Here is a 12,482-nt window from a genome sequence, read left to right as displayed (position 1 = left end):
GCGTTCAATGAGCAAGGCGCAAGATTTTGTCGCCAGCGTTCGCAAGTCGCGTCACTAACGACCAATTGTCATGCGGTCTCGCGGTTGAACGATCGATCCGCAACAACTCAAGCGTCTGCTCGCTCAGGCAACAATTACACAGCATGAGCATTACAGATTGAGTAGCCGTTTTCGAGTGGAAACTTTTAGGTTTTTGGTTTCTCGAACAACTTCTGAGCGGCTTGGCCGACCGGCGGCAGGGAGTGGAGCGATGGGTGACATCACCAGCAAGCGCGTCCTCTACGCGAAGGGAGCGCTGTTCGTCGCACTCGGGACGCTCGCCGTCGGGCTGTGCCTCGTGAAGTATCCGGACTGGCAGTTGGCGCTGCTCGTGGGCATCGCGGTGTGGGCGTTCTGCCGGGCGTATTACTTTGCGTTCTACGTGATTGAGCACTACGTTGACCCGACGTACCGCTTCGCGGGGCTCGGAGCGTTCGTGCGTTATGCTTGGAACGAGTGGCGGCAGCGGAAGCATTCTTGAGATAGCCATCATACGGACGACAAGGCGGCAGGAGCTGGTATGCGACGGATCTTGGTGCTAGGCGGCGGCTTCGCGGGGTTGTGGAGCGCGGCCGGAGCGGCGCGGAAGCTTGATGAACTCGGCATCGGCGGCACTGACGTCGAGGTGACGCTCGTCAACCGCGATGCGTATCACAGCATTCGCGTTCGCAACTACGAGGCCGACTTAGCGGCGACGCGGGTGCCGCTGTCCGAGGTGCTCGATCCGATTGGCGTGCGGCTGGTCGAGGGCGACGTCCGGTCGATTGACTTTGCACGACAGACGGTCGACGTGCAGGGCGCCGGCGGAGCGGTGGTGCTGGCGTACGATCGGCTGGTCTTTGCACTGGGGAGCGAGTTGGTGCGGCGGCCGTTGCCGGGGTTTGCAGAGTATGCGTTTGATATTGATACGTATGACGGGGCGGCGCGGTTGGAGTCGCATCTGGGGCGACTGGTCGCTGAAGCGACCAGTCCGACGATGGGGGATCGGGCGCGGTGGGTGGTGTTGGTCGTGGGGGCGGGGTTGACGGGGATTGAAGCCGCGGCGGAGTTGCCGGGGCGGTTGCGGGCGTTGCGCGATGCGAGCGGTGAAGAGGGTAGGGAAGTCCGCGTGATTTTGGCGGATCATGGCGATCACATTGGTTCCGACATGGGAGCGGCGGCGCAACCGGTAATCGCTGAGGCGCTCACTGCGCTCGGCGTCGAGACGCGGACTGGGGTGCGCGTCTCAGCATTGAGCGCTGCCGGGGCGACGCTCGAATCGGGGGAACTCATTCCCGCGGGAACGATCGTGTGGTGCGCGGGGATGCGGGCTAATCAGCTGACTGAACTCTTTCCTGTCCAGCGCGACCGGCTCGGCCGGCTACCGGTCAACGAGTTCCTACAAGTGAAGGGCATGCCTCATGTGTTCGCTGCCGGCGATTCGGCGGTGGCGATGATGGACGAGCAGCACGCCTCGGTGATGTCGTGCCAACATGGCCGGCCGATGGGGCGGTTCGCGGGCCACAACGTCGTGTGCGATCTGCTCGGCTTGCCAATGTTGCCGCTGCGGATCGATTGGTATGTCACCGTGCTCGATCTTGGCCCGTGGGGAGCGCTATACACCGAAGGGTGGGATCGGCATGTCGTCGCGGTCGGCGCCACGGCGAAGGCGACGAAGCGGGTGATTAACTGCGAGCGGATTTATCCGCCGCGCGGGGGCGATCGACGGGAGATTTTGGAAGCGGCGGCGCCGGTGGTGCAGCGGCCGCCGGCCTATCAATCTTGAAACGCCACTGGTCGCTGAAGCGACCAGTCCGATATTGGCGAGGCATGACGCTCGCTAACATTAAGTAGACAACGCCGTATCCATTTGGTTAAATAGCGACACTGGAGTGAAATTTATATGTTCGCGGAAGGCTGCAGATACTCGCACCGCGACATTCTGACTACTGCTTAGCTACTTAATCACACCAAGCTAATCGGCGGGCGATGACAGATACTGAACTCCTGGCCGAGCAACAACGAATAAGTGCACGGCTCTATCGCGGCGTGATTTTTTCATTCGTCTGGCTGTGCGGAATCGGCTCACTTTACTCTCTTATTATCGGCATCGACGCGCTGCGGGCAATTCGCCGCGCCGACGGCATGCTCTATGGAAAATGGCGGGCCTGGTGGTGCGTGGGTGTGGGCGGCCTTGGATCGTTGTTTCTAGTGTGGTTCGTATTGACGCTGATCTTGCATCTGTGCGGCATTCGTATCCGCTGAAAGAAAGTCCCATCGCAAGCTGAAAGAAGTTGCTTCGATCACAGCGTCTTGCGGGACTTCCAATACGCGATCACGGCGACGGCGGTGATCGCGAGGCCCGGGAGGGCGGGGGTGAGGTACCACCACCAGAGCGCGCCCGCGGCAGCGACGGCGGCGTAGGGCCAGCGGCGGACCGGCAGCGCGATCGTATGCGTCGCTACGGGGTGCCGCCAGACGAAGCCGATCGCGGCGACAAGGGCGAACGCGCCGAACCAACGGAAGTAAGGAAGGGGCTCGCGTTGCGGAACTAACTCCAGCGCGCCCTCATCGTCGCCTTGGAAATGACGCGCGAGCAACGATTCGTGCGACGGAAGCTCCCGCGCATCGGCTACGTCTGCCGGCGGTTTCTTGGAAGACGAGCTTCTGCCGAAACGCTCGCGCAATCGCGTCCAGGCTTCGGGATCGTCGCTCGCAGCCGTCGCGTCGAGTCGATCGAACCAGGGTTGCCGCCAGAGTTGCAGTTCCCACTCCGCGAGCTGCGACGCCAACGGGTAGGCGTCGAGGAAGGCGTCGATCTGGCCGCGGCGTGCGGCGGCGGCAAATTCGGCGGCGCCGAGCGGCTTGGCCTTGGCGGTCGATTCGACCGAACGTGCGTCGACGACTTGCCACAGCGACCGTTGCGGCGCGAACGTGCGGCCGTCGACGGCGACTTGCGGCACAGAAAAGTGCCGCGACGACTTCATGCTCGCGCGTGGCAAGCGATAGCTCAGCAGAAACACTCGCGGCAGGAACCTGGAACCGGCGGGCGCCTGCCAGACGCCGTCGGCGACCGTTGGCGCCGCCTGCGGTACGCCGTCAACGGAGGCGTACTCAAGCTCCGCGCCAGCCGGAAGCGTGACGCGACAGACGTCGCCGCCGCCGGCTTGGACGATCAGTTGCGATTGTGCGGCCACATGCCCCGCGGCGTCGATCTCGAGGCGATTCTCGGCCTGTCGATACGCAGCGACGCGCATCGCATCGGGGAAAACTCGCTGCTCGGCGATGAACCGCTCGCGCAAAACGCGGTACGCTTGCGGTGACTTTTCCACTCCCAGCGCGGTAGTGAGCTCTTTCGGCAGTCGCTGCGGTTGCAGACCGCGGAGCGTCCACTCCGCCGTGAGATTGCCCGCGGTGGGGGGCAACACGAGAAACGCCTGTTGCTGCTTGGCATTCGCGATGCGGAAGGAAGGAAAGCGAATACGTTGGTCGGTTTCCAGTGAGACAGGCCCGCGGACGCGCACCCCGAACGAACCGCCCGCCGCAACCGGGGCGGCCAAGCGAACTTCCAGGAGTTGGCGATCAGGATCGGCCGGCAGATCGCGCACTGTGACGCGGGCGCCTTGATCGGCGGCGAACGGGCCCCGCCAGTTCTTGTCGACGATCAACTCGATCGTATCGACGAGGCCGCGGCTCGCCTCGCCTCGCAGGCGGCACTCGGCGACAGTTTCAGCGGGATCGAGTTCGAGCATAAGCAGCGCGTCGGCGTCGAACTCGGCGTTGTTGGGACTGATGACAAGTTCCGGCAACGCGGCGGCTCCGCGGGCCAGGGCGTACTGCCCAACGAGCAGGCCTTGGTTCGAATCGACCGGGACGGGCGTTGCTTTCGCTGGCGGCGCTGCGTCCGCCCAGCCGACGAGCAGGTCGCTCGCGCGGAACAGAAGCAAATCAATCGGCGCCGTCGGACTCGCTTCGAGGCCAATTCGCGGCACTTGGACGCGACGCTCGATCGCAGGAAGCGTACCCGCGTCGGCCGTTGCGGCGGCGGGGGGCGTCGCCACGATCATGTCGTGCAGCCGTCCGGCAACGCGAATGACGTGGGATTCGGTGAGCGGCCGACTGAGGAAGAGCTGCACCTGATCTGGCCGCGGACGCGCCCAACGTACGGGAATGTCGCCGCCAACGCCTTCAAGCGTGACGGAGACTTGTTCGATTTGCAGTTCAGGCGCAACGGACAAACGATGAGCAAGCAACTCGCCGCCTAGCTCGGCGATCGCCGCCGTGTACACGACGCGCACATCGTGATCATCGCAGTGGAGTTCGAGCGACTCGCGCGACGAAAATCGCGGCGGAGTAGGCGTTACGTCTAGCGACCACTGCGGGTTAGCCACGGACGCGGCGTACTGCAGCGACGAGGCGGAAACAGCCGGCCCCCACAATGGTTCGAGTTCGGCAGGGCTGACGGGCGCCAGGCCGGCGCCGGCGTTGTCGCGAACCCGCAACCGCGGATCGGCGATCACCGCAAAATGACGCAAACGAACATTCATCCCTAACACGTCGACCCACGGGTAGTCGATGCGGCCGACCGAGAGGGTGCGCTGCAATTGGAACTGCAACGCGACCGTTTGCGGCAACGTCGCGGCCGAGCGAAAGCGAAGCTCCACTAGCCCTGGTTGATTCGCTTCGCTCAGCGAACTCGGCGAGATTTCGAGCGGCGAACCTTCCGGCAGCGGCAGGAGCTTCAGCTGCGGCGATGCGAGCAGCCGAATGGCGTCGACGGCGCCGTCGCCGCTGAGCCGCAACCGCACGTCGAGGCGCGCGGCCGCGGGATCGACCTCCAGCAGCGAAAGTTGTTCGACGGCGATCGCGGCGCCGTCGTTCGCAAGCCGAGCAGGCCAGACGAGGTCGAGCGTCTCGGCGGGCGCCAGTCGTAACAGGGTCCGGGCAGCGCTCGATTCGCTGGCGACATGCGTAGCGGCAGTCGCGTGCACGGCCATCAGGCCGGCTGGATGGAGCACCTCGAGCGTCCCGCCCGCCAGCGGCGGAACGGAAAGTTGCAGCCGCGAGACCTGCGCCGCCGATGACGATGCAGCGACGGGAGTCATGCGCGCCGTGAGTTCATGATCGCCCGACTTTGCCAGCGTGAAAGCGATAGAGGTTCCCGCCACGTTCCAACTCGGCGTAATCGGCTGACCGTCGAGAAGAAACTGAGCGGCATCCCACAATCCGTCTGCTGCGTGGAGCGGAAGTTCGACGACGGCGTTCGTGCGTTCTGATTTCCAACGAAAACGGAGAACGACTCGCGTCGCGACGATCTGGTTGACGCCTGCCGACGGTTCGAGCTCGACTTGGTAGTTCGCATCGACCAAGGTAGCGGACTCGGCCACGCCGGCCGTAGTCGGCAGCAGGCTCGCGGCCATCGGGGCGGGAACGTAAACGTCGTCGCCGACAGGTTGCCCCTGATCATCGACGGGGAAGAAGACTTGCGGCGGCGCCGTTTCTTGAGCGGCTGCTGCGTTCTCTTCGACCAATGCCTGCCAGCCTAACGTCAAGGACAACAGGACCGCCGCGTGGGCGGCGAGCGAGCGATCGGTCTCGCGGCGCTGCCGCGTCAGGAAGCTGACCGATTGGCGGACGACGGCGCCGGTGAGCACCCCTAAGAACACCGCTTGCGGCAAGGGGACGAGCGGCAGCGGAACCGTCAAGCAGATTGCGGCGGCAGCAGCGGCGAGTGTGACGACGCCGCGACGCGAGCGAGCCCACAGCCAGGCGGAAGCGACGGCGGCGATCAGCCACGCAACGTGCCAGTTGGCTTGTTCGCCGCTCGCCAGACGCAGGGCGACCGGCGCGGGATGGTCAACGAAAGACTGCGTGAGCGTCGTCCAGCCGCCGGGCGCGGCCAGCCGCGTCGAAGTGGCAGGAATTACCGGCGAGGCGGCGTCGACGTGGGCCAGCAGCATGCCGTCGTACCAACGTTCGCCGCCGCGACCAGACACCGGACCGAACAATCGCGCCAGCCAATCGTTCGCCGAGACGCTCGCCGCGGCGAGACCGGCTCGCTTCGCGCTCGCGACGGAGCCGTCCTGGGCGACGGCGTTGTATGCGGCCGGCCAGCGGAGGTTCCAGGTGCCGCGGACGACGGGAAACGACGCCTCCGGTAGCGCGGGTTCGATTTGAGCATGGCGTTCGAGCGGTGCGATCTTTCTTTCCAACTGGACGACGAGCGCTTGGCGAGCGGCAACGCCAGGAAGTTGAAAGCGGACGCGATGGGAGACGACTGCCGGCGCGGCGACGAGCGCGTGACCGTCGACCGCAACGGAAACAAACGATGCGCCTGCAGGCGCCGTCAGCTGGACGTCGGTGGGTTGCGGAGACTCAACGGCGTAAACGATGCGATGGCTTTGCGTGCCGTCCGCGAGCTGCTGCGTTTGAGCATGGCAACTCCATGCAATGACGCCCGTTTGTGCGGGCTTATTTTCAGTCTCGCTCGCTGGCTTTTCCGTTGGCTGCAGCTGATTCGCCGCTGCCGCGGCTGCAGGAGGAAACGCTTGAGTCGTCAGCAGACGGGTGGTAAACCCGGGAGCGTCGGCGATCAACATGGCAGGATCATCGCCCAAGCGGAGGCAGGCGAGCGCTGGCAATTGACCGGCGGCTGCAGGAGGCAGCACGGGAGCAGCGGCGGCGCCGCGGGAATCGACGTCCACCGCCTCCGCACGGCCGCGGAAGATCGCCCACGCTTGCCAATTCTCGGCATCGGGCAGCGTCAGCTGGTTTACGACGGCGTCCGACGCCGCAGCGCTACGCCAAGTAACGTGAAACCGAAATGGCGCCGTGCGCGCTTGAGGCAGCCTCAAGCGATACTGCACGGGGGCCTTCGCTCCGTCGGCCGTTGCGGCCGTATTCGGCGGAGGAGCCGTCGCATTGGCGATCGGTTCAACGCTGAGCACTTCGCCCGATTCGAGATCCCACTCAGCGTCGGCAGGGAGCGGCCGCTGAGCCAGCAACCTCAGTTCGACGAGCGAGCCAGCGAGCGGCCGGCAAAGAAATTCGGCCCGTTGTTCGTAACCAGCGGCTGCCGCGGTCAGATCGAGCCGCGCCTCGGCCGCGAACCGCGCCGCCGTCGAGGCGACGGTGACGAGCGACGCGGGATCGGCGTCGTTCAAGTCGAGTAGCAGGCCGCTGACGGCGTCGCCCAACAGCGGCTGAGCGTCGACAGGCAACGCAGCGGCCGCAGCGACGGCGTCGGCAAGCTCGGCGTCGGGGATGATTTGATTACCGCGTCGATCCTTGACCAGTAACCAGCGTTGGTCTCCGGCGCTCGGGAATCGGACAAACTCTAAATCGCCGAGCGTCGCCATCCGCGTCCAAGCCCGCCATGGTTTGCGGGCGGAGATCGCGACGGTCAGCGGCTCGGCCGCGGTCGGGGAACGCCGTAACTGCAAGTGGAGCTGGCGGTGCTCGCCCTCTTCGACGTGCCATTCGACAATCGCGTCGGCCGGCGCCCCCTCGACCAACTCGATGTTCCAATCAGCAACCAAAGGCGCGATCACATGGAACGTACGCCCCCCCTCCGCCCAGAAAACGGTACGGCTGCGAGCAACGATTTCGCGGTCCGAAAATTCCGCGACTGTGGCGCTGCGAGCATGCCCAACCTCGCGACGATCGCCAACGACAATTTCCGCCGCCGCGGCGGACGACCACGACTGCAGCCGATACACCTCGCCCGCGGCGCCGCTGCCAACCCCAACGACGTTGAGCAAACTACACTCGCGCGGGGTGATCGCGCGGAGCTCGAGCGCCGGATCGATCCAGAGCGTCGTCGTTCCTTCGGTCCAAAAAACTTGCTCCGCCACGATGTTCGGCAACTTCCACGCCGATTCGAAGTTCGCCGCCGCGGCGCCGCGAATCGTCACGACAACCGCAGCGTCGCCGACGCCGCTCGGCCGCGCTGGCAACAAGGCCGTGATGACGCCGGCTTCGTCGGGATCGCGCCGCCATTCGACGATTTGTCGATCAACGCTGATTTCGGCGATGTGCAGCGAAGGCGGGGTCTGCAGACGCAACTCAGTGAGCGGCGTCCCGCGTGGTTGAAGACGGAGTTCGCCTTCGTAGTCGGCGCCATCGGGGGTGAGGTGATACGCCTCCGTCATCGCCGCGAGCGGCAGCGACGCGGTCGCATCAAGTGCCTCGGCAACGCCGGCGGCCATCGGCCGGCTGATGCGGATGCGATGCTCGCCGCCGCCGGCGAGTTGAAACACCCACCGCTGATTTCCGCCGGGCGCGGCCACGGGGCCTGCAATCAATTGTCCCGTGGCGATCGACGGCGCGGCCCCTGGCGGAAGTTCCAGCGTCAGTCGCTGCGTGACGGCGTTCGGGAGTTCGAGCAGGTATTCAAGTTCGTTGGCTTGGCGCTCCACGGCCAGTTGCCAGTCGATTTCGACCGCACCGGTTCGCTCGACGAGCAAGCCGTATTTGGCTGGAGATCCCGCCGCGGCCGTCCACAAACCGATCGTGGCCGGAGACGACTCGGCCGCCGAGTTCTGCCAGCGTGCTCGTAGTAACACGGCGTTCCAAGGGGCAAGCGACAAGACGGCCGGCGTCTTGGTCTCAACCAGCTTTACTGCCAGCTTGGCAGAGCCAGTAAGAGCATCCCCTTCGGCCAAGCGGGCCGTGTACTCCGCAGACTCGAGCTGCGCTCCACCGACTCGGTCCAACTGGCGGCGTTGTTCGGCTTGCTCGACCAAACGCTCAAATTCCTTCCGTTCGATCGGCAGGAACTGCGCACCGCCGGTCGGCCAATCGGCGGTGCGATCAGCCGGCACGAACACGCGGCGATACTCGATCGCCGTCGCGGGGGCGGCGTTTGCGGCTGGCGAGGGCGCCAGCTGAGCGACGGCGGAGCGAGACGACGGCGCTGCAAACGTCGCGATCAATGCCAGGAGCAACCAACGGCGCGCGCAGCTCATGGCGACGTCCCGCTGACTTGGCGCGTCGAGCCGGAAGTCGTCGCGACGATGGAATCGTCGGGGCGTTCGCCGAGCCACGGCTGCGTCGCCGTCAGACTGGCGACGGAACTCGGCGGGGCCGGGGGCGCCGAACGGCGGATGCGAACATCGGCCAATAGCCAACGCGTGAGCAGTGAAACAATCGTGAACGCGCCGCCCAGGAAGATCGCCTGCACGAGCATGACGGCGGCTTCGGGGTAGGCGGCGAGCGAAGCGACCGCGGCAATCATGGCGGCGAGCCAGAAACCGGCGGTGCGACCAAGGTTCGTGTAGAGAGCGACCAAACCGACGGCGAGCGCTCCTGCGCCGGCGGCGATAATCAACCACGCACGGCGAACCAGTTGCACATCGGCCGCCGCCGGCGAGTCGAACGCACTGTACAGGTACTCGTTCGTCGAGGCAGGCAGTTCCGGCGCGGAAGTCGCATTTGTCCATTCTTCGAGCTGGTCTTGCCCCTGCGTCGGCTGCCGGCCCCAGCTCCACTCGCGCCAACCAAGTTTGTACTCGCCATTCATGCCAGCCGGAGTCGTCACGACCGACATGTCGCGCGGCACGATCAGTTGCCAAAAGAAGGGACGCGTCCCTTGGACGTTCTCCATCATCGGGAAGCTCGCACTCAGACCGGTGGTCGCGGCGATTCGCTGCGGAGCATGTCGGCGCAACTCAAGCGTGTGCGTTTGCAACCCGTCGCCTTGCGGCAAGACGACGGTTAGTCGTGCTCCGCTGCGATCGGCGGGAATCACCTGGCCATCGAGCACCGCCTCCAGCGGACGCCCCTCGAAGTCTTCTGGAAGCACGAGCTCCACCTGCGGGGCGCTCGTGCGGAAACGGTAGACGAAGCGATCTTGCCGCTGCCCGCCGACGACCCAGGTCTGCACCCAAGTCGCATCGCAGCGCACCTCCGCTGGCGCGTCGCCGAGGGCAGGCTCCAATCGCAGCGAAAGTTCGCCGACGGGCTTCGCCGCGGAGGCCTGCAGCAACGTCGGTTGCTGGTCGATGCCGACGCCGGTCGAGTCGGGAGCGATGGAGCGCCACGGCTCCGTCTCGGCGTCGGACCATAACGCCACTCGCGCCTGCCCCGCGGCAGAAGCGATGTTCGCGCGCGTCGCGGCTGGCAGCGCGGGGATGGCGAGCGGCAACGTGATTTTCGCACGTCCCGTTTGTTGCGATTCGTCGATCGCGTACGCCGAGCGTAGCTGCAGGACGGTCCGCCCGACGGTCGCGCGCGGAAGCCGCACCACGAGTCGGCGACTGAGCTCGGTTGCCGTCGCGGTTGCGGAAAGCGGTTGAATCTCGAACGCCGTCGCCGGCAGCGGCTGACCGTCGAGCAATAGCTGAAACGCGGAATTCGACGACAACGCCGCCGGGATTGTCGCGGTTAGCTCGCTGGCTGGTTGAAACGCAATGTCGTAGCGGAGTCGTTGCTCGACTTCGAGCCGGCCGTCGGCGAGCTTACCGTCGACGGTGGAATCAACGGCAATCGATTGCTCGCGCTCGCTGACGTCGATGGCGACCCGCGGCCGCTCGAGGAATATCTGGAAGCGACGGGCTGCGGCGTCGCGGCGCGAAGGCGGCGTCGCCGGCACATCCAGCGCGGGCGTTGCCGCGATCGCCGAAGCGGGAGTCGCGGCAGCTCCATTCGCGACGCCGTTCGCGGTTCCATTCGTCGGGCCATTCGACTCTGCGGAGGTGATGCCGCTGGAGTTTTCGACTTGCACCGTTGCCCGCCAAGCATCGTCGCAACTTACCGAGAGGACGCCCGGAAGCGTGTAAGCCTCGAGGAGCTGCGGCAGCGGCAAATCGTGCAGGCCCAAGCCCGCTTCGCGGCGGAGGGTGAAGCGGACGCGCGTCTGCTGCAGGTCGGACTCCTTCAGCGGCAACACCAATACGCCCGCGGGCGTGACATGCTGCTCGATGAGATCAACGACGCCGCCTGATTCGATCGGCTGTTCGGTCAGTTCCCAGCCGCGCAAATCGGCTCGCAGTTCGAACGTGCGGCCGCCGAGGAATTGGTAGTCGAGCGTCACGTCGAGCGTGGCGCCGTGGCTGCCGAGATTCATTGCGTAGGTGGGAGTGACGCGGACTTTGCGTTGCCGCGGCTGCGTGCTGATCGCTAGTTCCCAGTCGGCGCCGGCGCCAGAGAAGGCGGCGAGCGGCGCGGGCGTTCGTAGGTTCTCAGGCAGTTCCAGCGGGTCGATCTGCTCGATCCGCCCCTCGCCATGGAAGTCGGCATGGAGGAGCTCGTTGACGCGGATCACGAGCTGATTTCGCTGCCGAAACGCGCCGACGACCTCGAACGGAGTCGCAGTCATCGGGGCTGCGGCGTCGGCGCCGCCGGTTTGCTCCGCGACCAGCCGCACTGGCGGCGGGGTGGCGGAGGGCTGGTCGAAGCGGACCTCCACCAGCGATGAGCCATTTCGGCCGGAAGTTGAGGCAATCGGAATCAGTTCGTAACCGGCCCCGGCGGGCAGCGATGCGGCCGCGGCGCCGCGCGGCAAGCGGATGCGAACGCGATCGAGCGGTTCGCCAAAGCTGCGGAGCGCGACGACCGCTTCGTAGGTGATGCGGCCTGGATCGATCGTCGCCGTGGCGTCGACGCCGGCGCTAAGCGTGGCGGCGCGATCGAACTGCTCGACGACGCGCGGTCCCCAACGCAACGCGAGCCGACCTTTGGCTCCTTCAATCTGCGAGGTGTAGCGGCCGTCGTCGGCGGTGACGGTGGAATGGATGGCGAGCTTCGGCGCTTCGATCTCCACTTCGCCCGACGAGGTGAAGTCGACGTGCGACGTCGCCGCAGCGGGGAGTTCAACCTCCAGTTGGCGGCTGTCACCGTCGCGTTGCACGATGAGTTTGCCGGTGAGCTCGATCTCACGACGGTCGCCCGGTTTGCCTTGGATCCAGGCGACGTAGCTTTGACGCACGGGGTCGAACAAGATGAAGTCACGCGAGTCTTTGCCGCCGGACTTCCAGTTGTCGATGATCAGCGCGCCGAGCTGCAGCGGCACTTCGACCCAGTTGCTCGACTGGATCTCAACTTCGATCCGCAGATCGATGGCAACGAAGTCTTCTTCGGCCGTCGCGTTGGCGCTCAGGTCGAGGAGCGCGAACTCTGGCTGGCGAACTTCGTCTTGCTGGCTTTGGGCAGCTCTCCACGACTGGAAGAAATCTTCGTAGCGGTAGCCGAGCACGCGGCGGAGATTCCCGTTCGCGTCGGGAAGGAAGAAAACGTCAGGTCCCAAGGCGCCAGGGGAAGGGGTGGTCGGAACGACGGTCGCGGGCGCCGGTGCCGGCGCGGCAACTGGCGGAGCCGTAACGGTCGGCGGAAGGCCAGCGGGGACGACGGCTGGCGGCGTTTCTGGAACTGCTTCCTGCGCGCGCAGCGGCGACGAACCGACTGCTAGCACGAATGCTGCCAGAAATAAGCGTAACCAGGGCACGTCGAAGCGACCGTTCAGGGAC

General features: G+C 65.5%; 5 protein-coding genes. 3 read left to right on the top strand and 2 right to left on the bottom strand.

The genetic code is table 11. The annotated features are described in order from the left end of the window. The first annotated feature begins 250 nt into the window (after positions 1–250). The 3 genes from PLANPX_RS03880 to PLANPX_RS03870 all read left to right on the top strand — a co-directional run bounded on the left by PLANPX_RS03880 (position 251) and on the right by PLANPX_RS03870 (position 2,283). Entirely contained in the window at positions 251–520 is a 270-nt protein-coding gene (locus PLANPX_RS03880; protein WP_152097456.1) for a hypothetical protein, read from the top strand. A 39-nt stretch (positions 521–559) separates the two neighbouring features. Then, on the top strand, positions 560–1,804 hold the full coding sequence (locus PLANPX_RS03875) for an NAD(P)/FAD-dependent oxidoreductase (RefSeq protein ID WP_152097455.1): 1,245 nt from the start codon (positions 560–562) through the stop codon (positions 1,802–1,804). A 203-nt stretch (positions 1,805–2,007) separates the two neighbouring features. Beyond that, positions 2,008–2,283: a hypothetical protein gene (locus PLANPX_RS03870; RefSeq protein ID WP_152097454.1), complete on the top strand. Its 276-nt coding sequence runs from the start codon at positions 2,008–2,010 to the stop codon at positions 2,281–2,283. Between the two features lie 38 nt (positions 2,284–2,321). Here the strand turns inward: PLANPX_RS03870 and PLANPX_RS03865 are convergent, their stop codons facing one another. Together PLANPX_RS03865 and PLANPX_RS03860 are read right to left on the bottom strand one after the other, a co-directional pair. After that, complete coding sequence (locus PLANPX_RS03865) at positions 2,322–8,984, bottom strand: hypothetical protein (RefSeq protein WP_152097453.1); 6,663 nt, start codon at positions 8,982–8,984, stop codon at positions 2,322–2,324. Then, entirely contained in the window at positions 8,981–12,460 is a 3,480-nt protein-coding gene (locus tag PLANPX_RS03860) for a hypothetical protein (protein ID WP_152097452.1), read from the bottom strand. Before PLANPX_RS03860 ends, PLANPX_RS03865 begins: the two co-directional genes overlap by 4 nt. Positions 12,461–12,482 lie beyond the last annotated feature (22 nt).

The organism is Lacipirellula parvula (assembly GCF_009177095.1).
Lineage (GTDB): Bacteria > Planctomycetota > Planctomycetia > Pirellulales > Lacipirellulaceae > Lacipirellula > Lacipirellula parvula.
The sequence above is the reverse complement of the archived record's forward strand: the minus strand, read 5'-3'. Positions and strand labels throughout refer to the sequence as shown.

Bases quoted from the DNA above. Each gene is read 5' to 3' on its own strand.
- PLANPX_RS03880 (WP_152097456.1), top strand. From the start codon at position 251: ATGGGTGACATCACCAGCAAGCGCGTCCTCTACGCGAAGGGAGCGCTG.
- PLANPX_RS03875 (WP_152097455.1), top strand. From the start codon at position 560: ATGCGACGGATCTTGGTGCTAGGCGGCGGCTTCGCGGGGTTGTGGAGC.
- PLANPX_RS03870 (WP_152097454.1), top strand. From the start codon at position 2,008: ATGACAGATACTGAACTCCTGGCCGAGCAACAACGAATAAGTGCACGG.
- PLANPX_RS03865 (WP_152097453.1), bottom strand. From the start codon at position 8,984: ATGAGCTGCGCGCGCCGTTGGTTGCTCCTGGCATTGATCGCGACGTTT.